We start from the raw sequence: 23,571 nt of genomic DNA on the forward strand, positions 1-23,571 counted from the left end.
GGAGCGGGTGCGGCCCTCGTCGTCCTAGGCGGGCTTCACCGAGTCCATACCGGGCCGGGCCTTCGTCCACTCGCCGCGGGTGAAGTCGGGGATCGCCTGCGGCGCGCCGTTGGCCTTGATCGAGTCGTGGCTGAGCGGCACCGGGGCCGTCCAGGTGGCCGCGTCGTAGACGTCGAAGTCGGGGACCAGACCGAGCCGCATGCACTGCATCAGCCGGTAGATCATCATGTAGTCCATCCCGCCGTGACCGCCCGGCGGATTGGCGTGCTCCTTCCAGAGCCAGTGGTCGAACTCCTGCGCGTACGCCGCGAAGTCGCCCCACTGGTGACCCTGGTGGTCCGGCTCCAGATAGATCCGCTCCGGATAGTCCTCGAACACGCCCAGCGTGCCGCCCAGGCTGTTGATCCTGCTGTACGGGTGCGGGGTCGAGACATCGTGCTCCAGGCGGATCACTCGACCCTTCGCCGTCTGGACCAGGCTGATCGTCCGGTCGGCGCCGATGTACGACTCCTTCCAGCTCGGGTCGCCCGCCGGCATGTGCTTCGCCCGGTAGTCGGCGAGTCCGAGCGCCGGGGTGCCGAAGCTGCTGATGCTGACCACCCGGTCGCCCCGGTTGACGTCCATGTAGTTGGCGACCGGACCGAAGCCGTGGTTCGGGTAGAGGTCGCCGCGCAGCCGGGTGTGCCAGAGCCGGCGCCACGGGCCCTCGTAGTACGTCGACGAGAACATCAGTTCGCGCAGGTCGTGGTTGTACGCCCCCGCTCCGTGCAGCAGCTCGCCGAACCTGCCCGCGTGCGCCATCCGCAGGACGCGCATCTCGTTGCGGCCGTAGCAGCAGTTCTCCAGCTGCATGCAGTGGCGGCGGGTCTGCTCGGAGAGGTCGACCAGCTCCCACAGGTCCTTGAGTGTCATCGCGACCGGACACTCCACGCCGACGTGCTTGCCGTTCAGCAGGGCGGCCTTCGCCATCTCGAAGTGGAGCTCCCACGGCGTCGCCACATAGACGAAGTCGATGTCCGTGCGCTTGCAGAGGTTCTCGTAGTCGTCCTCGCCGTTGGTGTACACGGCCGGCGACGGCTGTCCGGCGGCGACGACCTTGGCGGCGGCGCGCTCCGTCTTGTCGCGGACCGGGTCGCAGACCGCGACCACCCGCACCCCGGGGAGGACGAGGAAGAGATCGATCACGCTGTCGCCCCGGTTGCCGAGGCCGACGATCCCGACCCGGACCGTGGAGCGCTTGGTGAAGGGGACGTTCGCCATGGTGGCGCCTCTGCGACGGGGCGTCCCGGCGGTCTGCCCGGCGGGCTGCGCGGCGGCGGTGGCCGTCTCCGGCGCGGCGGCCTCGACGCTTCCGGTGCCCAGGGCGCCGAGGCCGATGCCCGCTCCCGCGACCCCGGCCGTGGTCCGCAGAACGGAGCGGCGGCTCGGCGGCTGCGGTGCGTTGTCGTTCATGGAACCTCCAGTAGCTGTGTGCACGGCTGGCTCATGAATCCCGCTCAGGACCCTGGCCGCAGGGACTGGTGGTGCGCAAGGGTGCGGATTGGACTCTTGCGACGGGTGGTTGGACTCTTCCATTCCGCGTCGCCGGACCATGCGGACGACAAGGGTCCCTCACCCACATGGGGCAAGGGACCTCGTCATCCGTCGGCAAAAGGGTGACGTGCCGTCAGGGGCGCGTCGCGCGCTCCAGGGCGAGCAGGGCCGACTGATAGCTCCGGCCCGTCGCCCGGTCCATGCCGATCTCGCACATCCGGTTCGCCGACAGATGGAGAGCGAACGGACGCGCCGTCACCTCGGCCGCCTCACGGGCGGTCGCCGAGGCCGTCAGCTCCGGATGCAACATGCCCCGGTCGCCCGCGAAGGCGCAGCAGCCCGCGTCGGCCGGTACGACGACCTCCTCGGCGCACGCCCGCGCAAGCGCCGTCAGCTGCTCCTCGTCCCCCAGGTGCCGCATCGAGCAGGTCGGGTGGACCACCGCCGACTCCACCGTGCGGCGCACGTCGAGCCGGGGCAGCAGCTCGTCCGCCGCCCAGACCAGGGAGTCGACGACGGTCAGCGCCGCGTGCAACTCCCGGTTGTCGTCCGTGAGATACGGCACCACCTCATCGGCGATGCCGAGCGTGCACGAGGACGCGTCGACCACCAGCGGCAGCCGCCCGCCCGCCGTCCAGCCCCAGGCCGCCTCCACGATCCGGTTGGCCATCACCACGTTGCCCCGCTCATACCCCTTGGAGTGCCAGATCGTCGCGCAGCACGTACCGGCCACGTCGTCCGGGATCCACACCGGCCGGCCCGCCCGGCCGGAGAGCGCCACCACCGCCTCCGGCAGCGACGGCCCCCGCCGCCCCTGAGGGCCACCGAAGATCCGGTTCACACAGGCCGGGTAGTACACGGCGACGGCCGCCGGGCGGTGCGTCCGGGGGAGCAGGCGGCCGGCCGCGCCCGGGATTTGCGGCAGCCACTCCGGTACGAGATCGGGCCGGACCACCTTGCGCGCCAGACCGGTCGCCGCCCCCAGGATCCGGTCGCCGATCCGGTCGGCCGCCGCGACGGCGAGCCGCGCCGAGGCCTCCACGGCCCGGAAGTTCCTGGCCGCGAGCGCCGCGATCCGTTCCTCGCGCGTCGAGTGCCGCTGATGGCGGAACTCCTTCATCAGCGCCCCGGTGTCGATCCCGACCGGGCAGGCCAGCTTGCAGGTGGAGTCGCCGGCGCAGGTGTCCACGGCGTCGTAGCCGTACGCCTCCAGGAGGCTCGCCTCGACGGCGGAGCCGTCGGCCTGGCGCGTCACCTCCCGGCGCAGCACGATGCGCTGCCGCGGAGTCGTCGTCAGATCCTGGCTGGGACAGGTCGGTTCGCAGAAGCCGCACTCGATGCACGGGTCGGCGATGTCCTCGACCCGCGGGATCGTCTTCAGGCCCCGGAGATGGGCCTGCGGGTCGCGGTCGAGGACGATCCGCGGGGCCAGCACCCCGTCGGGGTCGACGAGCTCCTTGATCCGCCACATCAGCTCCGTCGCCCTCGGCCCCCACTCCAGCTCCAGGAACGGGGCGATGTTGCGGCCGGTCGCGTGCTCGGCCTTGAGCGAGCCGTCGAACCGCTCGACCGTCAGCTTGCAGAACTCGTCCATGAACGCGGCGTACCGCTCCACGTCCGCCGGGTCGCCGGCGTCGAAGGCCAGCAGGAAGTGCAGGTTGCCGTGGGCGGCGTGACCGGCCACGGCCGCGTCGAAGCCGTGCCGGGACTGCAGCTCCAGGAGGTCGGCGCAGGCCTCGGCGAGCCGGGCCGGCGGCACGGCGAAGTCCTCCGTGATCAGCGTCGTACCGGAGGGGCGCGAGCCGCCCACCGCCGTCACGAACGCCTTGCGGGCCTTCCAGTACCCGGCGATCCTGCCGGGGTCGCGGGTGAACGCGTTGTCCACCGACGCGACGGGCGCGACGAGCTCGAGCTCCGCGAGAACGGCGGCGGCCGCCCGCTCGTACGCCTCCTGCGCGGCGGTGTCCGGGGCGCGGAACTCCACCAGGAGCGCCGTCGTCTCCTTGGGCAGCTCCGCCCAGTCGGCGGGCACTCCGGCGACGCTGACCGAGGCCCGCAGGGTGTTGCCGTCCATCAGCTCCACCGCGAGCGCCCCGGCCTCGTTGAAGCGCGGCACGGCGGCGGCAGCGGCGGTCAGCGAGGGGAAGAAGAGCAGCGCCGTGGAGACCTGGCGGTCCAGCGGGAGCGTGTCGAAGACGACCTCGGAGATGAAGCCGAACGTGCCCTCCGAGCCGACCATGAGCCCGCGCAGGATCTCCACCGGCGTCGCGCCGTCCAGGAAGGCGTCCAGGCGGTAGCCGTTGGTGTTCTTGATGGCGTACTTGGCGCGGATCCGGTCCACCAGCTCCCCGTCCGCCTCGATCTCGGCCTTCAGCTCCAGCAGCCCCGCGCAGAGGCGGGGCTCGGCGCGGGCGAGTTCCTCGTCGGCGGCCGGGTCGCCGGTGTCGACGACGGTGCCGCTCGGCAGGACGACGGTGAGGGAGGAGACCGTACGGTACGAGTTCCTGGTCGTCCCCGCCGTCATGCCCGAGGCGTTGTTGGCGACGACCCCGCCGATCGTGCAGGCGACGGCGCTCGCCGGGTCGGGGCCGAGGACCCGGCCGTACCGGGCGAGGGCCGCGTTGGCCCGGACGACGGTGGTGCCGGGGCGGATCCGGGCGCGGGCGCCGTCGTCGAGCACCTCGACACCGACCCAGTGCCGCCGCACGTCGACGAGGATGTCCTCGCCCTGCGCCTGCCCGTTCAGACTGGTCCCGGCCGCCCGGAACACCACCTCGCGGCCCTTGCCGTGGGCGTACGACAGGACGGCGGAGATGTCGTCGATGTCCTCCGCGACCACGACGACCTGCGGCACGAAGCGGTAGGGGCTGGCGTCGGAGGCGTACCGCACGAGGTCGGAGATCTTCGAGAGGACCTTCTCGGGGCCGAGGAGCGCGACCAGCTCCTCCCGCAGCCGGCGCGGGGTGCCCCGGGACTGGAGGTCGGGAACCCGGTCGGGGGCGGGAGTGCGCTCCGTACCGGGCCGCAGGGCCTGCGGGTTCGGCTCCAGCAGTGGCATGTCACGGCTCCCCTCGGCGCTCCCGGCACCCGAGCGGTCAGCAGCGGCGCTCCGGCACGTGGTCGACCAGAGCGGACAGCAGACCTCCGAGCACCTCGCGCTGGTCGACGGTCAATGGAGCAAGGATGTCCTCTGCGGCCGCGCGACGCGCGCTGCGCAACGCGCGCAGCGTCTCCCGACCGGTGTCCGTCAGCTCGATCCTGATGACCCGTCGGTTCGTCGGATCGGCCACACGGCGGACCCGCCCCGCGGCCTCCAGACCGTCCACGAGACTGGTGACGGCCCGCGGGACCACCTCCAGGCGCTCGGCGAGATCGGCCATCCGGGGCGGCTGCTCGTAATGCGCGACCGTGCGCAGCAGCCGGGACTGGGCGGGGGTGATGCCGACCGGCTCGAGCAGCCGCTTCTGGCTGCGCTGCAGCCGGCGGGTGAGGCGGAGGAGCTGCTCGGCGAGGAGGCCGTCGGCGTCGGGGCTGTTCATGGGGGAACAATATCAGGACCTGGTTCATTGTGAGTATAGGTAACAGTGAGCTATGCTCTGATCGTCCTGACCTCTCACACCGTCGTAGGAGCCCATGCGTATCCATGAAGAGTCCGAATGGACGCCCCCGCCCCGTGATGCCACGCAGCCGAAGGAGCCCGCCCAGACGCGGCGCATCCTGCGGCTCTTCCGTCCCTACCGCGGGCGGCTCGCGCTCGTCGGCCTGCTCGTCGGTGCCTCGTCGCTGGTGTCGGTGGCGTCACCTTTCCTGCTCAAGGAGATCCTGGACGTCGCGATCCCGCAGGGCCGCACCGGGCTGCTCAGCCTGCTCGCCCTCGGCATGATCGTCACCGCCGTGATGACCAGCGTCTTCGGCGTGCTCCAAACGCTGATCTCCACCACCGTCGGCCAGCGCGTGATGCACGACCTGCGCACCGCCGTCTACGGCCAGCTGCAGCGGATGCCGCTCGCCTTCTTCACCCGCACGCGCACCGGCGAGGTCCAGTCCCGGATCGCCAACGACATCGGCGGCATGCAGGCGACGGTCACCTCGACCGCCACCTCCCTCGTCTCGAACCTCACCGCCGTCGTCGCCACCGTCGTCGCGATGCTCGCGCTCGACTGGCGGCTCACCGTCGTCTCGCTGCTCCTGCTGCCGGTCTTCGTCTGGATCAGCCGCCGCGTCGGCCGCGAGCGCAAGAAGATCACCACGCAGCGGCAGAAGCAGATGGCCGTCATGGCCGCGACCGTCACCGAGTCGCTCTCCGTCAGCGGCATCCTCCTCGGCCGCACCATGGGCCGCTCCGACTCGCTGACCAGGTCCTTCGCCGAAGAGTCCGAGCGCCTCGTCGACCTCGAAGTGCGCTCCTCCATGGCCGGACGCTGGCGGATGTCCACCATCGGCATCGTCATGGCCGCCATGCCCGCGCTGATCTACTGGGCCGCGGGCCTCGCCCTCCAGACCGGCGGCCCCGCCATCTCGCTTGGCACCCTGGTCGCCTTCGTCTCGCTCCAGCAGGGCCTCTTCCGGCCGACCGTGAGCCTGCTCTCCACCGGCGTCCAGATGCAGACCTCGCTCGCGCTCTTCCAGCGGATCTTCGAATACCTCGACCTGCCCGTCTCCATCACCGAGCCCGCCGACCCGGTCCGGCTCCCGAAGATCAGCGGCGAGGTCACCTTCGAGAACGTGGACTTCCGCTACGACCCCGAGAACGCGGGCCGGCCCACGCTCGACGCCGTCGACCTGACCGTCCCGGCCGGCGGCAGCCTCGCCGTGGTCGGCCCCACCGGGTCCGGCAAGTCCACCCTCAGCTACCTCGTCCCCCGGCTCTACGACGTGACCGGCGGCCGGGTCCTCATCGACGGCGTCGACGTCCGCGAGCTCGACTTCGACAGCCTCGCCCGGGCGGTCGGCGTGGTCTCCCAGGAGACGTACCTCTTCCACGCCTCGGTCGCCGACAACCTGCGCTTCGCCAAGCCCGACGCCACCGACGAGGAGATCCACGAGGCCGCCCGCGCCGCGCAGATCCACGACCACATCGCCGGCCTGCCCGACGGGTACGACACCCTCGTCGGCGAGCGCGGCTACCGCTTCTCGGGCGGCGAGAAGCAGCGCCTCGCCATCGCCCGCACCATCCTGCGCGACCCGCCCGTGCTCATCCTCGACGAGGCGACCAGCGCCCTGGACACCCGTACCGAACACGCCGTCCAGCAGGCCATCGACGCCCTCTCCGCCGGACGCACCACGATCACCATCGCCCACCGGCTCTCCACCGTCCGGGACGCCGACCAGATCGTGGTCCTCGACGCGGGCCGGATCGCCGAGCGCGGCACCCACGAGGAGCTCCTCGCCCGCGACGGCCGGTACGCAGCCCTGGTGCGCAGAGACGAACACGCGAACGTGGGAGCGGTTGTTCCCCAGAACGTGTGATCGTTCCCGGATTCGTTGCTCAACTCCCTTGTGGCAGCTGATGATTACGGTGCGCAAGCGACGGGCTGCAGACCGCGACCGCGCACTGTCCCACAGATCCACTTTGCACAAGGAGAAGCACCACCATGAACGTCATCACCAACCTGCTCGCCGGCGTCTTCCACTTCCTGGGCTGGCTCGTCTGACGGCTGGTCCGTCCGACCCTTCCGCCCGGTTCGCCCGGCAGGAGAAAGCGGCGCCGCCGGTCCCCCGTCCCAGGGGGCCGGCGGCGCCGCCGCGTGTGCGGGGCTCCCCGGATTCGCGGGCGGGCCGGGTTAGCGTGCGCCCATGACGTACCGGTCCTGGCAGCCCGAACGCCGTCGCCGCCGCCCCCGGCTCACCCGGCGCGGCCGGATCGCCCTGCTCATCGGCGCCGCCCTCGCCGTGGCCGCGGCGATCACCGTCCCCCTGCTGCTGCTCCTCGGCGGCCAGGAGAAGCCCGCCCCCGAGAAACAGCGGACGCTCCTCATCCCCGAGGGCTGGCGGGCCGGACAGGTCTACACGGCCGTCGACCGCTCCCTCGGCCTCGCCGCGGGCAGCACGCGCAGGGCCGCCGACACTCCGGCCACCCCCCTGGGTCTGCCGGGCGCCGCAGCGGGAAACCCCGAGGGGTACCTCTTCCCCGCGACCTATCCGGTCGTGTCGGCGACCACCCCGGAGAGCCTCCTCCGCTACATGGTCCAGACGGCCGGCAAGCGCTTCGGCGCCGAGCACATCACCGCGGGCGCCCAGCGCAACGGCGTCAGCGTGCACCAGACGGTGATCATCGCGAGCATCGTCCAGGCGGAGGCCGACACCACCGAGGACATGGGTAAGGTCGCCCGGGTCGTCTACAACCGGCTCGCCCGGGGCATGGCGCTCCAGATGGACTCGACCCTGAACTACGCCCTGGGCCGTTCCACCGTGGACACCACCCACGCGGACACCAAGATCGAGAGCCCTTTCAACACCTACGAGCGCACCGGCCTCCCGCCCACCCCGATCGGGAACCCGGGGGAGCAGGCGATGACGGCCGCCATCGAACCGGCCAAGGGCGACTGGCTGTACTTCGTGACCGTGCAGCCGGGGGACACCCGGTTCACCGCCGACTACGCCGAACACCAGAGGAACGTCGAGGAGTTCAACCTCGTTCGTCGTGCGGCCAGGGGAGAGGGCTGACCGCGCCTTACGGTACGGCCACCGGCTCCGGCTGCCGCTCCAGGAGACGGCGGATCTCGGTGACGGCCGCGCGCCCGGCCCGGTTGGCGCCGATCGTCGAGGCCGAAGGCCCGTACCCGACGAGATGGACGCGCTCGTCCCGTACCGCGCGCGTCCCCTCCACCTGGATGCCGCCGCCCGGCTCGCGGAGGCGGAGCGGGGCCAGGTGGTCGATCGCGGCGCGGAAGCCCGTGGCCCAGAGGATCACGTCGGCGTCGACGGTCCGGCCGTCGGCCCAGGCCACACCGGTCGGGGTGATGCGGTCGAACATGGGGTTCCGGTCCAGCACACCGCTTCGGCGGGCCTCGCGGATGGCGTCGGTGAGCGGCAGGCCCGTGACGGAGACGACGCTCTGCGGCGGCAGCCCCTTCCGTACCCGCTCCTCGACCAGCGCGACCGCCGCCCGGCCGACCGTCTCGTCGAACGGGCCCTCGCGGTAGACGGGCTCGCGCCGCGTCACCCAGGTGGTCTCCGCGGCGACCTCGGCGATCTCCATCAGGTGCTGGGTCCCGGAGGCTCCGCCGCCCACGACGATCACCCGCTGACCTGCGAACTCCTCGGGGCCGGGGTAGTTCGCGGTGTGCAGCTGACGGCCGCGGAAGGTCTCCTGGCCCGGGTAGCGGGGCCAGAAGGGGCGGTCCCAGGTGCCGGTCGCGTTGATCAGCGAGCGGGTGGCGTACGTCCCCTCCGAGGTCTCCACGAGCAGCCGGCCGCCCTCGCCCTCACGGACGGCGCGCACCTCCACCGGTCGGTGGACGCGCAGGTCGAAGCGGTCCTCGTACGCCGCGAAGTACGCGCCGATCACCTCGGACGAGGGCCGGCGGTCGTCGGCGCCGGTCAGCTCCATGCCGGGCAGCGCGTGCATGCCGTGGACCTTGCCGTACGTGAGCGAGGGCCAGCGGAACTGCCAGGCCCCGCCGGGGCGCGGGGCGTGGTCGAGGACGACGAAGTCCCGGTCGGGGACCAGGCCGGTGCGGCGCAGGTGGTAGGCGGCGGAGAGCCCGGCCTGGCCCGCACCGATGACGACGACGTCCACGTCTCGTACCCCGAAATCGTTCACGATTCCACTAACCGTGGAGGGGCCGAGGATCTTCCCGCCCTCGTCGCTGCCGCAGGCGGTGCCCGGTGTCCCCCACCCCAGAAGGGGACACCGGGCACCGCGTCTCTCACCCGCCGTCCACCGCCCGGCGCTACCGCCCGCCGCCCGCCAGGAGCAGCGGGGCGCCGCCGGGCGCGGACGCCGGGCGCCCGTTGGCGGCCGGGACGCCGAGCAGCGGTGAGGCGGGGATCCTCGGCAGGAGACCGCGCGCCGCGAGTTCGGGGGTCACGCCCTCCCCGAACCAGTAGGCCTCCTCCAGATGCGGGTAGCCGGAGAGCACGAAGTGCTCCACCCCGAGGTCGTGGTACTCCTCGATCCGGTCGGCCACATCGGCGTGGCTGCCCACGAGCGCGGTGCCGGCCCCACCCCGCACGAGACCGACGCCCGCCCACAGGTTCGGCGCGATCTCCAGCTTGTCCCGGTCGAGCGAGCCGCCGCCGTGCAGCGCCAGCATCCGCTGCTGACCGACCGACTCGCTGCGGCCGAGCGTCTGCTGCGCGGCCGCGATCGTCTCCGCGTCGAGGTCGGACAGCAGCCGGTCCGCCACCGTCCACGCCTCTCGTGCGGAGTCCCGGGAGATGGTGTGCAGCCGGATGCCGAACCGCACCTCGCGTCCGCGCTCCTCGGCGAGCTTCCGGATCCAGTCGATCTTCTCCTTGACCTGCCACGGCGGCTCGCCCCAGGTCAGATACACGTCCGCGTGCTCCGCCGCGACCGGCCCGGCCGCCGCCGACGAGCCGCCGAAGAAGATCTCCGGCAGGGGGTCCGGCGGCAGGGCGGTCAGCGCGCCCTCGACCTGGTAGTGCTCGCCCTCGAAGTCGTACGGCTGCCCGGTCCACGCCCCGCGCACGACCTTCAGGAACTCGGCCGTGCGGGCATAGCGCCGGTCGTGGTCGAGGTGGTCGCCGAAGCGCCGCTGCTCCACCGAGTCGCCGCCGGTCACGACGTTGAGCAGCAGCCGCCCCCGGGTGAGCCGCTGATACGTGGCGGCCATCTGTGCCGCGAGGACGGGCGAGATCACGCCAGGACGGAACGCCACCAGGAACTTGAGCCGCTCGGTGTGCTGGGCGAGCGCCGCCGTCGTCAGCCAGGCGTCCTCGCACCACGTGCCGGTCGGGGTCAGGACGGCCTCGAAGCCCAACTGCTCGGCAGCTTTGGCGATCTGGGTCAGATAGTCGATGTCGGGGGCGCGTACGCCGGTCACGGCGCGGGACCGGGTGATGCCGCCGTCGGTGTAGGCGTGCCGGTCGACGAGCGTACGGCCGTCGCCGCCGGTCGGCAGGAACCAGTGCAGATGGACGGTCATGAGGTGGCTCCCTTTCCGTAGCCGCGCGGCGCGGTGGTGGACGGCGGCAGGTTCTTGTTGAAGCGGGTGTCGACGTAGTCGGCGAAGTCGAACTTCCGTGGGATCAGCTTCAGTTCGGCGAAGGTGTCGGCGATCGCCTGCTCGGAGGCGATCGCCTCCTTGTCGAGCGCGACCGCGATCCGGGTGCCGCTGCTGCGCTTCACGGCGGCGAGCGCCACCTCGTAGGGCAGCCCGGTCTCCTTCGCCCAGACCTTGGCCCAGACGTCCGGGTGGTCGTAGACCCAGTCCTGGGCGCGCCGCAGCCGGTCGATGAAGTCGCCGATCGCCGCGGCCTTCTCCTTGTCGGCGAGCGCGGCGGGCGAGGCGACCGAGAATCCGAGCCCGTTGACCACGCCCCGGCCGTCGGTCAGGATCCGCGCCTTGCCGTTGGCGAGGACCTGTGAGGTGTACGGGTCCCAGACGGCCCACGCGTCGACCTTGCCGCTGGTGAACGCGGCGAGCGCGTCGGCGGGCTGCAGCAGGGTCACCTTGATGTCGTCGAGCGTGAGCCCCGCCTGCTTGAGCGAGGCGACCAACTGGTAGTGGGCGGAGCTGCCTTGGGCGACGGCGACCGTACGGCCCTTCAGCTCCTTGGGGGTGCGGATCGGCGAATCCTTCGGCACGAGGATCGCCTCGCCGGCCGAGTCGCTGTGCGTGGCGGCGACCACGGTGATCTTCGAGTCGGCGCCGGCGGCGAAGACGGGCGGGGTGTTGCCGACCGAACCGATGTCGACGGCCTTGGCGTTGACCGCCTCCAGGAGTGGTGGTCCGGAGGTGAAGGTCGACCACTGGATGCGGTAGGGCAGATCGTCGAGTTCGCCGGCCGCACGCAGGACGGCCTCCGAACCACCCTTCTGGTCACCGACGTTGAGGACGACGGAGCCCTTGCCGTCGGAGTTGGATCCCGAGTCGGCTGACGAGGGGGAGGAGCAGGCGGAGGCGAGCAGCGCGAGGGGAAGGAGGAGGACGGCGGGCAGGAGTGAGCGCTTCATGGAGGGTCTCTCGGGTCTCTCGGGTCGCGGAGGTCAGGCGGCTTGGTGGACGGCGGGGAGCTCGGCCTCGACGCCGAGCTCGGCGAGGAGACGGGAGCGCAGGGCGGCGAAGGCGGGGTCGCCGGCGGCGCGAGGGCGGTCGAGGGCGACGGGCGTGTCGTACGCGATGACTCCGTCCCGCATCACCAGGGCGCGGTCGGCGAGGAGCAGCGCCTCGTCGACGTCGTGCGTCACGAGCAGCACTGCGCACCCGCGCCGCTGCCACAACTCGGCCACCAGACGCTGGGCCTTGATACGGGTGAGCGCGTCGAGGGCCCCGAACGGCTCATCGAGCAGCAGGAGGTCCGGTTCCCGGACGAGGGCGCGGGCGAGCGAGGCGCGCTGGGCCTCACCGCCGGACAGGGTCTTGGGCCAGGCGCCCGAGCGGTGGCTGAGCCCGACCTCGTCCAACGCCCGCTCGGCGACGGCCCGTTCGGGCCTGCCCGGGAGCCCGAGCAGCACGTTGCGCCACACCCGCTTCCACGGCATCAGACGGGGCGCCTGGAAGGCGACCGCCCGGCGCCGGGGCACGAGGACGGTCCCGGAGATCTCCCGGTCGAGCCCCGCGAGGACCCGAAGCAGCGTGGACTTGCCGCAGCCGCTGTGTCCGAGGAGCGCGGTGAACTCGCCCGCCCGCAGGGTCAGATCGAGGTCGTCGATGACGGGACGGCCGTCGAAGGAGCGGGTCAGCCCCTCGACGGTCACTGCCCGGTGAAGGTCGGTCGCCATTGCAGCAGCAGCCTTTCGAGAGTACGGACGACGGCGTCGGCCAACAGGCCGAGGAAGGCGTAGACGACGAGGCAGACGACGATGACGTCGGTACGGAAGAACTCCCGCGCCTGGTTCATCAGGAAGCCGATGCCGGCGTCGGCGTTGATCGACTCCCCGAAGACGAGCGCGAGCCACGCGGTCGCGAGGGAGTACCGCAGCCCGGTCATGGCGCCCGGCAGCGCCCCGGGCAGCACCACGTGCCGGATCAGCCCCCAGCGCTTGAGGCCCAACGACTCCCCGGCCTCGACCAGTTGGGCGTCGACACCCCGGATGCCGGCGTACACGTTCAGATACAGATGGAAGGCGACACCGAGCGCGATGAGCGCCACCTTGGGCGCCTCGCCGATGCCCAGCCAGATGATGAACAGCGGGATGAGCCCCACCCAGGGGACGGTCCGCAGCATCTGCACGGTCGCGTCGACGAGATCCTCGCCGAGCCGCGAGAGCCCTGAGACCAGCGCGAGCGACACCCCGATCGTGCCGCCCAACAGCAGCCCGACGGCGACGCGTTGGAGGGAGACGCCCATGGCGTGCGGCAGGGTGCCGTCGGCGATCAGCTCTCCACCGGCGCGGGCGATGGTCCCGGGGGAGGCGAGCACGTCGGCGGGCAGAACACCGGCCGAACTGAGCACCTGCCAGGTGACGAGCAACAGCAGGGGCCCGACGGCCCGCCGCAACCAGCGCGGCGTGCGCGCGAGCCGCCCGGAACCGCTGCGAGCGTCGGGGGTCACCTCCTCAAGTAGCGAAACAGGGGATATGTCCGGCAGTGAAGCGGGCGGGGCATGGCCGACCGTCATGAGGTCACTCCGCAGGGAGGAAAAGGGAGGGGAGACGAATGAGTACGCGTCAGCGCCCGCGCACGCGCCGGAAACGGCGGGCGGCGAGGGGGGTCAGCGCGGAGAACTCAGGGTGTGAGAGGGCGTCAGCAGCCGCGACGACACGCGGCGGAGGCCACCCGCAGCAGGTCGATGTGACCGCGCGTGGTGAGCAGGGCTGTACGCAACATGGCGCGAACGTAGCGACTCGTTCCGGTGGCGGTCAATGCCGTCTCGGAGCGTGGACGCGCCGTCCCGCGCTGTGAGCGGCAGGATGGTCCCATGTCGACCTTCAGCACCCGCGTCCTGACGCTCACCACCGGCTCCTCGGAGACGGTCACCGACCTGACCCGAGCCTGCGCGGACTTCCTCACCGAGACCGCCCCGGCCCAGGACGGCCTCCTCAACCTCTTCGTCCCCCACGCCACGGCCGGCCTGGCCATCCTCGAAACCGGCGCGGGCAGCGACACCGACCTCCTGACGGCGCTCCACCACCTCCTCCCGGCCGACGACCGCTGGCAACACCGCCACGGCTCCCCGGGCCACGGCCGCGACCACGTCCTCCCCGCCCTGGTCCCACCCCACGCGACCCTGCCGGTCCTGGGCGGCCGCCTGGAGCTGGGCACCTGGCAGTCGATCTGCCTCGTCGACACCAACAAGGACAACCCGGAGCGTCAGGTGCGGCTGACGTTCCTCGGGCAGTGAGCCGTGCCGGTGGGACCGTCAGGTGGCCGGGCCGGACGCTTCGCGGCCCGTGATGCCCGCCCTGCGCAGGGCCGACCGCCACGCCAGGGCGACCGCGGCCTCGGCCAGGCCGATGAGGACGAGCCACAGGCCGAGCAGCCTGGTCAGGGTCTGGGCCGACTCTGTCGGAAGCGCCAGGACCACGATTCCCGCGACGATGCCGAGGGCCGCGACGGCCATGACGATGCCGCGGTGCGGCATGCTCTTGGTGGCGACGGCGGAGTACAGGGTGACGATCCCGGACACCAGCCAGACCGCGCCGACGATGAGCGAGAGCGCGGCGATCGTCTGGAGCGGGTTCCTCAGGCACAGCACCCCGCCCAGGACACACAGGACGGCCACGATCAGGCCGGGCACGCGGTCGCCGCTGTCGCGGCCGAACACGGCCACGAAGCGGAAGACGCCGATCACCAGCAGGTAGAGCCCGATGAGCACGGCCAGGACGTGCAGGGTCACGTCCGGCCAGACGAGCGCCAGGATGCCCGGTACGAGTGTCGCCAGCGCCGCGCCCATGAGCCAGGTCCAGGACCGGCCGAGACGTGCCAGCTGGTCCGCGGGGTCGACCGGGGGAGCCGTGGGCGCCCTCCCGGCCGTGTCCTCCGGTCCGGCACCGGGTGAGGAGCCTTGTGGCATTGACATGTGTCCTCCTCACGCCCGCACGTGTGGATCGCTCCAGTGCCAGTGTGCGCTCTTCGCGTGGCCGCCGCCTTCGGCCGGGCGCCACGGTGCTTCCACGCGAGCCGGCCGACGAGCACCCGGGGGCGTCCGAACCTAGCGTGGAGTGGGGGAAACGATGGGACGGAGGATCGCGACCATGAGTGACGCCATGGACAAGGCCAAGGGCAGACTCAAGGAGATCGCCGGAAAGATCACCGGCCACGAGCGCCTCGAGGCCGAGGGCAGGACGGACCAGACGAAAGCCAAGCTCCGTGAGAAGGCGAAGAGCGTTCGCCACCGGGCCGAGGGAATCGTGGACTCGCTCAAGCGTGATCGCTCGTAACCCTCGACCCTTCCGAAGGGCCGGTCAGCCGAGGATCCGGCGCTTCTGCTCCTCGAATTCGGCTTCGGTGAGCACTCCCTGCTCTTTCAGCTCCCCGAGTTGCTTGAGCTGGTCCAGTTTGCTCTCCATGCCGTCGTCGGCCGGCGGGGGAGCGGGAGCCGGCGGCGGTTCGGCCACCTGCGTCTGATAGCCCTGCTGAGCGGCCCAGCGACCCTGCTGGCGGCGCGACACGCGGTTGGACACCGCGGTCGCCGTACCCGCGACGACCGCCGTGCGGGCCACTCCGCGAAGTAGACCTGGCATCGCGTTCTCCTCTCACATCTCACGCGAGGTCGTCGCGCGAACGGCGACGGGTCACCCCGTTTCCTCGGTCGCTTCGAGCGACGCGAGGATGGCTTGTACGGGCACGCGCCCGGAGGCGACCAACTGGGCTCCGCCCCGCCGCAGGGCGGCGGCGAACGGCGCGGCCCACACGTTCTCGTAGATCAGCAGACCGGCGGAGTTGCCGGGCTCGACGGCGCTCGCGGCTTCCTCCAGGTCGTCCTGGCCGAGCAACCCCGATTGGGCGCCTTCGAAGACGGCGAGGTCGAGATGGCCGTCCCCGGTGAGATCCGCGATCTCCAGCGCGGTCACCGAACCGTCCTCGTCCTTCCTGATGAACATCAGGTCGAGGATCCGGATGAGGCCGCGGTCCACCAGGTCGACCAGGAGCGGGAAGCCCTCGCCCGTCATGCGGTTGCCTGGAAACTCGATCACCAGATAGTCGATGGGGCCGATCTCGTCGAATTGCTCGCTCACCACGTCACCTCTGATCCTGGAGGCCCCTGATCGCCATTCCAACACCGGTTGTCGCGCGGTGCATCCGGTACGGCCTCGCGACGGGCGCGTGGGGGCGGGTCCGTCAGACGCGGGCCTGGCGGCGGGGGGTCTGGTCGTTGGCGAGGAGCGCCGACGTGACCAGGCGGACGCCGCGGGCCAGGCGGCTCAGTTGGTCCAGTTCGACGGCGTAGAGCCTGATCGTGCTCTCGATCGTCGGGCCGGAGACGCCCAGGGTGGGCAGTTCCGCGCGGCAGGTCTGCATCGCCACCCGTACCGCACGGATCTCGTGCTCGACCTGCAGCTGGGCGTGGCGGGCCAGCAGGACCGGGTGGTGCGTGAGGGTGGTGTAGCCGCCGTACCGGGCCGGCAGGAGGTCGCGCAGCCAGCGGACGGCCGTGGTCTCCCAGTTGCGGTTGCCGGGGGTCGCGACCGTGTAGGGCCAGTCGGCGTGGGCCTGAAGGAGGTGGGACATCGTCGTCGCCTTTGGGAGGTTCCTGTTGGGAGGGGCGCGACGGCTCCGGCCCAGGGGTTGACCGGAGCCGCCGCGGGGGCACCCGTGTGGCGCGGAGTGCTCCCTGTGGAACAACTCAGGGGCCGACTGAGGAGGAGGGGGCCGACCCGACGCTGTTCTGCCCGTGCCCGCGGGGCCTCTGTAGTAAATATATATACCGTCGAGTACGCAAGGGCATGAAAAAATTCATTCGACCTGGAGGCGTGAAAGGGCGCAGGTGGGACCCGGTCAGTCCTCCAGGAAGAAGTCGTACTGCTCCGACGCCTGCTCGTACTTCTCCAGCCGGACCTGGGTCCGCTCAGGATCGGCGTCCGCCATCGCCTGGAGGATGGCCGCGGACAGGACTCCCGGCGCCGAGTAGGAGTCGAACACGAGCCGCGAGCCCGTACCGGCGGTGAAGCTCACGTCGGCCTCGTGGACCAGCGGGCCGAGCGCCAGGTCCGTGATCAGCGCGACGCGCAGCCCCGCGCCGCGGGCCGCCCTCATGGCGGCGAGGGTCTCCTTGGAGTGGCGGGGCATCGCGAAGGCCAGCACCCAGGTGCCGCCCGCCTCGCGCGACTGGAGCAGCGCGTCGTAGGCGACGCTGCCGCCGCGGGTCACGACCCGCACATCGGGGTGGATGCGCCGCGCGGCGTAGGCGAAGTACTCGGCGAGGGAGGCCGAGATGCGCAGGCCGAGGACCGTGAGCGGGGTGGAGCGGGCCAGCTCACGTCCGATGTCGAGGATCTGGTCGGTGCTCGCGAGGGAGCGGCGCAGTGAGGCCAGGTTCTCGATCTCGGCGTCGACCGCCGCCTGGAGCTCGTTGCGCCGCCGCGCCTCCCGCCCCTCGGGCGATCCGGCGATCGCGCTGAGCGCGATGGGCTGGAGGGCGTCCCTGAGCGCGGGATATCCGCTGAAACCGAGCGACGACGCGAACCGGGTCACGGACGGCTGGCTCACGCCCACGCGCTCCGCCAGTTCGGTGATCGACAGGAACGCGGCCTCGGTGAGGTGGTCGATCAGGAACTGGGCGATGCGCCGCTGGCCGGGGGAGAGCCGGTGACCGCCGAAGAGCGCGCGCACCTGGTCGACGGGCGACGCCTGCTCCGCCTCCGCCTCCGAGCCGTGCGTGCCAGGTGTGATCGCCGCCGCCTGCGCACGCGCCTGCTGCCCTGATGGCACGGGGTGCCTCCCTTTCGTCCCGATGCCGCCCAAGATAGTTCACGAACGGTGGCCGCATGGGGCAGAGATCGGTGCGGGGTGCCGTGGACCGAGGTGTGGTCGATGCTGGTGGGGTGAGCGGTTTGCCGCGGGTGCCCGCCGCCTACGTGGGTGCGGCCCGCAACTCGGTGCGGGTCACGGTGGCCGCGGCGGGCGGGTTCTACCTGTTCCTGTACGGGTTCGGGGAGACCGTCGCCGCGACCTACGCGCTGTTCGGCGCGGTCTCGCTGGGGGGTCTCTCGCGCATCCCGGGGACCGGGCGGCAGCGGGCGGTCGTCCTGCTGCGGGTGGTGCCGGTGGCCCTGCTCCTCGTCGTCGTGGGGACGTTCCTGGCCGTGCGGACCGCGAGCGCGGTGGCCGGCATGCTGGTCATCGGCTTCGCGCTCGCCTTCGTCGCCGTCGGTGGGCCCCGCCCGGCCGGTGCGGCGCCGGGGCTCCAACTGCTCTACATCCTCCCGTCGTTCCCGCCGTACGCCCCCGACACCTTGGGGGAGCGGCTGATCGGGAGCGCCGTCGGGATCCTGCTGCTCGTCCTCGCCGAGGCCGTCCTGTTCCGCGAACCGGCGACCGTGCCCTACCGGGAGCTCGCGGCCCGCGCCGCCGACGTCGCCGAGCGGTGCGCCGGGGAGCTCGCCCGGCCGCCGTACGTGCTCTCCCCGGACGCGGGCGACGCGGCCGGTGCGGCCGCCCAGTCGCTGCGCCCCTCGCACGTACCGGAGGCGGACCGGCCCGCCGGGCCCGGGGTCCGCTCGCGGGCGCTCGCCCATACCGGTCTCGCCGCGCGGACCCTGGTCAACCGGCTGCATCGGTTGCCCGCGGTGCCGGAGGGGCGGACACCCGCGGAGCCCGGTCTCGACCTGCTGCGCGCCGTCGCGCGGTCGACGGCCGACACCGCCGCGCTGCTGCGCGGAGTCCCTGGGGCGGGGACCGCGAGTCCGGCCCGGGAACGGGCGGCGCTCGCCGCCGCGCGGGAGCGCTCGGCCGACCCGGTGAGCCTGCGCCGTGACGCCGCGCTGCTCGAACTGGCGGATGCCGCCCTCGCCCTGTCGACCGCCGCGGGACTGGCCGTACGGGGACGCAGCGCCGGGCCCGAGCCGCCGCTCGGGCGGTTCTGGTACGCGCGCATGCGGGCCCCGCAGCTGTGGTGGCGGCGGCTGATCGGCAACGCGGGGTCCCGGTCGGTCTTCTTCCAGAACGCGGTCCGGATCAGCCTGGCCCTCTCGGCCGCCCGGGTCGTCGCCGGCCTCGACACCCTCCCGCACGGCTTCTGGGCCATGCTCGCGACGCTGAGCCTCACCCGGACGACCCTGGACGCGACCCGGTCCGTCATCCGGCAGGCCGTGACCGGCACACTGATCGGCGCCCTGTGCACCGCCGGGATCCTCGCCCTGGTCGGGACGGACACCACGGTGTACGCGGCCGTGCTCGTACCGCTGCTGTTGCTCACGTTCACGGTCGGGCCCGTGAAGGGCGTCGGCTGGGCCCAGGCGTTCTTCGCGATCGTGGTCTCGCTGGTCTTCGCCCAACTGGCGCCCACCACCTGGGAGTTGGCCGAGGTCCGACTGCTCGACGTCCTCATCGGCAGCGCCATCGGTGCCGTCTTCGGCCTCCTCGCCTGGCCGCGCGGCGCACAGCGGGAGGTACGGCAGTCCAGCACGGCGCTGCTCCGTTCGGCGGCCGAGGCGGTGGTGGCCACGGCCTCGACGATCGCGGCGGGCGGGGTGCGGGACCCGGCCGGCCCTCCCGGCCACGCCTCCCTGCGGCGCTCGCTCGTCCTGGCCGAGTCGGCGTACGCGCAGTTCCAGGCCGAACCCCGGGTGCCGGCGGCGGGGGAGCGGGCCCGGTCGACCGACTGGCAGGCCGTGCTGCTGACCGGGCACCACGCGCTGTGGGGCGCGGACCGGCTCCTTGCCGCCCCGCCCGTACCGGAGGGCGGTACGCCGGGACCCGTCTCCGTACCGCCGCTCGATCCCGAGGCGGCCGCCGCGCTGACCCGGCGCGGCGACCGGGTGGCGGGCCGGATGCTGCTGCTCGCCGCCCGGCTCGAGTCGCCCGGGGACACCCCCGGCGCACCGGACGCCCCGCCCGAGGGAACCTCGCCCGCAGGGGCGCCGGGCCGGTACTACGCGGCCGAGACCTGGCTGGAGGCCCTCCTCGCGGACCTGGACCGGGTCACGGACGGTGGGGCCCCGGCCAAGGCCCCGTGAGGCGCCCTCCGCTCAGAGGCCCGTGACCTTCGCGCTCGCCGAGAGGTCGTAGACCAGGGTCACCGTGCGCCGGCCGCCGGGGGCGAGGGGGACGTCCCAGCGGGCGATGCCGTCGGCGTCGACCGTGTCCGGGGCCGGGGAGCAGGCGTCCTTGTGGAGGCGTACCTCCACCGCCGACACCTCGGAGACCGGGATCCGCTCCCGCAGGACGACCACCCGCTCGCCCTGCTCGCCGGGGGCGGAGAACCGGGACAGGTGCAGCCGGACCGTGCGGGTGACCACCGTCCGCTGGGTGAGCCCGGTCGTGTCGCGGGACTCCTCGGTCTCCCGGACCACCCGGTGGTCGTCCCGGCTGCCGAAGGCCAGCTCGACGGGGGCGCCCGGGGCGGTGAAGTCGAGCGTGCCGCGCCCGATGAAACCGCCCGCCCGGACCAGGTCCACCGGCCCGGCGAGCAGAGCGTGCCCGGAGCCGTTGTCGAACCGCACCACCTGCGTGACCAGCGGCGAAAGCTCCGGAGAGCAGGCGTACTCGCTGCGCGGGGCCGCGCTGAAGGAGGAGAGCGGCACCCGGTGGGCGCGGCCGTCCCCGGGAACCGAGACCGGCGCCGGGGCACGGAGCACCCGTGTCTCGCCGCCGTCGTCCACTCCCGGCAGGCCGAGCACGGGGGCCGGGCCGAGCGTCCCGATCTCCTCCTCGCGCAGCTCGACGTCGACGGCGCGGCGTTCCGCCGCCGAGCGGTCCTTGAGGGTCAGCCGGTCCTCACGCAGCCGCGGCGGGTCGGTGGCCAGGGCGGAGCGGGCCGTCGACAGGGTGAGGCGTACGTCCGACCAGTCCTCCCCGGTGCGCTGCCAGACGATCGCGTCGGTCTCCAGGGTGAGCGCGTCACCGTCGAGCACGGCACGGTACGCGGGCCGCCACAGCGCGCACGGGGTGAGGTGGCTGAGACTCAGGGCGACCGGCCCCGCCGCCTCGGTCTCCAGGGTCAGCTCGACATGGCCGACCAGCTCGGCGGGATCCTCCTCGGCGAGGTCCATCGCCCGTGCGACATCGCCGAGTTCGGCGGTGAGCGCCTTCAACCGGACGTCGACGGTGCGGAGTTCCTCGCCGGACGTCTCGCGGTCGGCGTCCACCCGGTCCAGTTCGCGGGCCCAGCGCGTCCGTTCGGCCTCCCCGAAGCCGGCGCCCTCGCCGATCTCCCGGAGCAGGCCGCCGGCGAGAGTGCCGAGCAGTTCGAGGCGGGTACGGAGCCGGTCGCGGCGGCGCTCCAGGCCGACCCGCTCCTCTTCGAGGGCGTGCGCGCGCCGGCGCAGCGGCGAGTCCTCGTCGGTGGGCGGCTGCGGCCCGCGCGGGTTCCAGGCGCGGACCATCCGTACGTCGAGGGCGGTCGCCCGGTGATCGGCCGTCAGCTCGGCGTGCAGGGTCCGGTCGACGGCGAGCGCCCCGATCGGTCCGAGACGCAGGCGGTGGACCCCGGCGGTCAGGTCGAGGACGGTGGCGCGTTCGACGTGGGCGCGGTCTTCGAGGCAGGTGACGGCGGTGACGGGGAGAGCGATCGACTCCGGGGCCGAGGCCTCGGGGGCCGTCGACTCCGGGGCTGTCGAACCAGGGGCTACCGACTCGGGGGTCGGGGACTTCGGAGCCGAGGGCGTCGGGGTGGTGGACATGGGTGCGTCAGCTCCTGCGGTTTCCGCCGACCAGGGCCTTGCCGGTCGGGATGCGGATCTCGTAGCCGCCTTCGAGGGCGGCGGTGGCCCCGGCGGGCAGATCGAGGCGCCACACGCGCGTGCCCGGTGCGTGGCGGTCGGGCCCGGTGTCCGCCTCGGGGCTCGTCCAGTCGGCCCGTTCCTCGATCCGGACGTCCGGTTCCGCGGTGACCGGGACGCGCTCGCGGACCTCGACGGTGACGGGCCGCGCGAGCGCGTTGGCCAGCTCCACGTGGACGCGGGTGTCGAGCACCGTGGTGGTGTTGCGCAGGCCCGCCGTCGACTCGCGCAGCTGGGTGCGGCGGGTGACCCGGATGCCCTCGGCGGGGCCGAGCCCGACCCGGCGGACACCGCCGGGAGCCAGCGTCGGCAGCGCCGTGGTCAGCAGGAAGTCGTCGTCGACGGTGACCTCGACAGGACCGGCCAGGAGGGCCTGGTCGGTGGCGTTGGAGAGCACGAGCGTCGCGTACACGGTCGGCTCCACGGACGGCACGCTGAGGTACTCGGTCCGCAGGCCGACCGGGATCTCCCCGACGGTGACGGTGTGCCAGGTGCCGTCCGACGGGATGTCGGCGCGGGCGGCCGCGTCGAACCGGTGGTCGAAGGAGCCCGCCGACACGCGGGGCCGCACGGCGTGGCCGGGCAGCGGGAGCGCGGCCACCGTCTCGGCACGGCGGCGGTGCTCGACCGCCACCGGGTCGAAGGCGGTGTCGGGGAACAGTCGGCCCCGGCGAACGCCCGGCTCCTCGGGCCCGCTCAGGACGAGCGCGGCGTAGTCGAGCTCGGCCCCGCTCGGCTGCGGCGGCCCGGTCGGGAGCGGCGGCGGGGCGGCGCCCTCCGCGCGCGCCATGCCGTCCATGTCGTCCATGTCGGACTGGGCACGGCCCCGGCTACGTGCCTTGGCGGCCGGCCGGCCGCCGGGCGGTTGCGGCCCGGACGGCTGCGACGGTGCGGGCATCATGGCCGGCATCGGCGCGCCGTACGCGGCGCCGGGCACCGGAAGACCACCTGCCGGGGCGCCGAAGCCCTGCGGGGCGGGCGGCGGTGGCGGGACGGGGGCGGACACGGCCATGCCCCCGGCCACGGCACGGGCCGTGCCTCCGGCCGCCGCGGCGGCCGCGCCCGAATCCGGCGAAGGGCCCGCCGCGTCGAAGCCGGAGAACAGCTCCGCGAGCCCGGCGGGCGGCTCGCGCCAGCCGGACGGCGCGGGGGCGGCCTGACGCCGCCCGATCCGGACCGACCGGAGCCGCGGCAGATCGGTGCGGCGCCGCAGATCGGCCGTGGCCAGGGCGAGCCGTACGCCCGTCCAGTCCTCGCCGGTCCGCTGGGCGACCGAGGCGCGCAGCACCAGGCGGCCGCTGCCGTCCCCCTGACGGTGCGTGAGCCGGTACGTCGGCACCCAGACCGCGCCCGGCACGCCGTACTCCACCTCCACCTCGACCTCGCCCCCGGCGGTGCCGTCGAGCGTCAGAAGCGCGCCGACCGTGGTCTCCACGTGCGCCTGCGGGGTGTCCGAGGAGGCTCGGGCCTCCCGGGCGGAGGCGACTTCGAGGGCGTGCTCGACCTCGCGCACCTCCTGCTCAAGCTCGGCGAGGCGGGCGTGCAGTCCCGCGAGGCGCTCGTCGACGAAGTCGGCGAGCGCCAGCCACGCGTCGACGGGGGTCCGGCGGTGCTGCGGGTCGTCGCGCTTGCGGCCGGGCGGAACCGGACGGAGCGCCGCGACCTCCGCGATCAGGCCCAGCTGCCGGTCCCGGCGCGCCTCGGCCTCCGTGTACGCCTCCCGCAGCCGCTCGGCCTCGCGCCGCAACTCGTCGGGGATTCCCGCGCCGACCGGCTCGGCCCCGACCTCCACCCGCGCCTCGGTGACCCGCACCCCGGGCGCGCCCAGGACGCGGGCCCGCAGCGAACCCGGGTCGATCGAACGGGGCAGTCCCGTCACGAGCACCCGCCCGTCCGCCGGCACGGTGCCCCGCGCCAGACGCAGGCAGAGCGCCCCCTGCGCGTACACCACGACCGAATCGAGGGTCGAACCCCAGCGCACCGTCGTTCCCGCCTTCATGCTCCCCCGTCCCCTGGAACTCGTATGC

General features: G+C 72.9%; 20 protein-coding genes. 5 read left to right on the forward strand and 15 right to left on the reverse strand.

What is annotated here, in order from left to right:
* Window positions 1-24: 24 nt before the first annotated feature.
* The 3 genes from AB0F56_RS17365 to AB0F56_RS17375 form a co-directional block, all read right to left on the reverse strand.
* Window positions 25-1,452 carry a Gfo/Idh/MocA family oxidoreductase gene (locus AB0F56_RS17365; RefSeq protein WP_362009935.1) on the reverse strand — a complete coding sequence of 476 codons (1,428 nt, stop codon included), beginning with the start codon at window positions 1,450-1,452 and terminating at the stop codon, window positions 25-27.
* A gap of 214 nt (window positions 1,453-1,666) precedes the next feature.
* The gene (locus AB0F56_RS17370) at window positions 1,667-4,591 is read right to left on the reverse strand and encodes an FAD-binding and (Fe-S)-binding domain-containing protein (RefSeq protein ID WP_362009937.1); all 2,925 of its coding nucleotides are present in this window, start codon (window positions 4,589-4,591) and stop codon (window positions 1,667-1,669) included.
* Between the two features lie 37 nt (window positions 4,592-4,628).
* Window positions 4,629-5,072 carry a MarR family transcriptional regulator gene (locus tag AB0F56_RS17375; protein ID WP_362009939.1) on the reverse strand — a complete coding sequence of 148 codons (444 nt, stop codon included), beginning with the start codon at window positions 5,070-5,072 and terminating at the stop codon, window positions 4,629-4,631.
* Between the two features lie 94 nt (window positions 5,073-5,166).
* On the opposite strand from AB0F56_RS17375, the gene AB0F56_RS17380 reads away from it, so the two are divergent.
* Both AB0F56_RS17380 and mltG read left to right on the forward strand, forming a co-directional pair.
* Window positions 5,167-7,002, forward strand: a complete 1,836-nt coding sequence (locus AB0F56_RS17380; RefSeq protein ID WP_362009942.1) for an ABC transporter ATP-binding protein — start codon at window positions 5,167-5,169, stop codon at window positions 7,000-7,002.
* Between the two features lie 327 nt (window positions 7,003-7,329).
* A complete protein-coding gene (gene mltG, locus AB0F56_RS17385) occupies window positions 7,330-8,199 on the forward strand; it encodes an endolytic transglycosylase MltG (protein ID WP_362009944.1) in 870 nt (289 codons plus the stop codon).
* 7 nt (window positions 8,200-8,206) lie between these two features.
* Here the strand turns inward: mltG and AB0F56_RS17390 are convergent, their stop codons facing one another.
* From AB0F56_RS17390 to AB0F56_RS17410, 5 genes are all read right to left on the reverse strand, one after another.
* The gene (locus AB0F56_RS17390) at window positions 8,207-9,298 is read right to left on the reverse strand and encodes an NAD(P)-binding domain-containing protein (RefSeq protein ID WP_362009947.1); all 1,092 of its coding nucleotides are present in this window, start codon (window positions 9,296-9,298) and stop codon (window positions 8,207-8,209) included.
* Between the two features lie 130 nt (window positions 9,299-9,428).
* Window positions 9,429-10,643, reverse strand: a complete 1,215-nt coding sequence (locus tag AB0F56_RS17395) for an LLM class flavin-dependent oxidoreductase (protein ID WP_362009949.1) — start codon at window positions 10,641-10,643, stop codon at window positions 9,429-9,431.
* Window positions 10,640-11,674, reverse strand: coding sequence for an ABC transporter substrate-binding protein (locus AB0F56_RS17400; protein ID WP_362009952.1), 1,035 nt, complete (start codon window positions 11,672-11,674; stop codon window positions 10,640-10,642). The genes AB0F56_RS17395 and AB0F56_RS17400 overlap by 4 nt, the downstream gene beginning before the upstream one ends.
* Before the next feature lie 33 nt (window positions 11,675-11,707).
* Entirely contained in the window at window positions 11,708-12,442 is a 735-nt protein-coding gene (locus tag AB0F56_RS17405) for an ABC transporter ATP-binding protein (protein ID WP_362009954.1), read from the reverse strand.
* A complete protein-coding gene (locus tag AB0F56_RS17410) occupies window positions 12,415-13,281 on the reverse strand; it encodes an ABC transporter permease (protein ID WP_362009956.1) in 867 nt (288 codons plus the stop codon). Before AB0F56_RS17410 ends, AB0F56_RS17405 begins: the two co-directional genes overlap by 28 nt.
* Before the next feature lie 300 nt (window positions 13,282-13,581).
* Between AB0F56_RS17410 and AB0F56_RS17415 the strand changes: the two genes are divergently transcribed.
* Complete coding sequence (locus AB0F56_RS17415) at window positions 13,582-14,004, forward strand: secondary thiamine-phosphate synthase enzyme YjbQ (RefSeq protein WP_362009959.1); 423 nt, start codon at window positions 13,582-13,584, stop codon at window positions 14,002-14,004.
* Window positions 14,005-14,022: 18 nt separating this feature from the next.
* On the opposite strand, the gene AB0F56_RS17420 is transcribed toward AB0F56_RS17415, so the two are convergent.
* Entirely contained in the window at window positions 14,023-14,682 is a 660-nt protein-coding gene (locus tag AB0F56_RS17420) for an HdeD family acid-resistance protein (protein WP_362009962.1), read from the reverse strand.
* Between the two features lie 175 nt (window positions 14,683-14,857).
* Here AB0F56_RS17420 and AB0F56_RS17425 point away from each other — a divergent pair, with 175 nt between their 5' ends.
* The gene (locus AB0F56_RS17425; protein WP_362009965.1) at window positions 14,858-15,043 is read left to right on the forward strand and encodes a CsbD family protein; all 186 of its coding nucleotides are present in this window, start codon (window positions 14,858-14,860) and stop codon (window positions 15,041-15,043) included.
* A 24-nt stretch (window positions 15,044-15,067) separates the two neighbouring features.
* Here AB0F56_RS17425 and AB0F56_RS17430 read toward each other — a convergent pair whose 3' ends face one another.
* From AB0F56_RS17430 to AB0F56_RS17445, 4 genes are all read right to left on the reverse strand, one after another.
* The gene (locus tag AB0F56_RS17430) at window positions 15,068-15,346 is read right to left on the reverse strand and encodes an SHOCT domain-containing protein (protein WP_362009967.1); all 279 of its coding nucleotides are present in this window, start codon (window positions 15,344-15,346) and stop codon (window positions 15,068-15,070) included.
* A gap of 51 nt (window positions 15,347-15,397) precedes the next feature.
* Entirely contained in the window at window positions 15,398-15,841 is a 444-nt protein-coding gene (locus AB0F56_RS17435) for a DUF6325 family protein (RefSeq protein WP_362009970.1), read from the reverse strand.
* Between the two features lie 103 nt (window positions 15,842-15,944).
* Entirely contained in the window at window positions 15,945-16,334 is a 390-nt protein-coding gene (locus tag AB0F56_RS17440; RefSeq protein WP_362009972.1) for a hypothetical protein, read from the reverse strand.
* Window positions 16,335-16,601: 267 nt separating this feature from the next.
* A complete protein-coding gene (locus AB0F56_RS17445; protein ID WP_362009974.1) occupies window positions 16,602-17,534 on the reverse strand; it encodes a MurR/RpiR family transcriptional regulator in 933 nt (310 codons plus the stop codon).
* 113 nt (window positions 17,535-17,647) lie between these two features.
* Here AB0F56_RS17445 and AB0F56_RS17450 point away from each other — a divergent pair, with 113 nt between their 5' ends.
* Entirely contained in the window at window positions 17,648-19,780 is a 2,133-nt protein-coding gene (locus AB0F56_RS17450; protein ID WP_362009977.1) for an FUSC family protein, read from the forward strand.
* Between the two features lie 12 nt (window positions 19,781-19,792).
* Here the strand turns inward: AB0F56_RS17450 and AB0F56_RS17455 are convergent, their stop codons facing one another.
* Both AB0F56_RS17455 and AB0F56_RS17460 read right to left on the reverse strand, forming a co-directional pair.
* Window positions 19,793-21,445: a DUF4139 domain-containing protein gene (locus AB0F56_RS17455; protein ID WP_362009979.1), complete on the reverse strand. Its 1,653-nt coding sequence runs from the start codon at window positions 21,443-21,445 to the stop codon at window positions 19,793-19,795.
* A gap of 7 nt (window positions 21,446-21,452) precedes the next feature.
* Window positions 21,453-23,543 carry a DUF4139 domain-containing protein gene (locus AB0F56_RS17460; protein WP_362009982.1) on the reverse strand — a complete coding sequence of 697 codons (2,091 nt, stop codon included), beginning with the start codon at window positions 23,541-23,543 and terminating at the stop codon, window positions 21,453-21,455.
* Between the last annotated feature and the right edge of the window lie 28 nt (window positions 23,544-23,571).

It is taken from the genome of Streptomyces sp. NPDC026092 (genome assembly GCF_040638605.1).
Classification (GTDB): Bacteria; Actinomycetota; Actinomycetes; order Streptomycetales; family Streptomycetaceae; genus Streptomyces.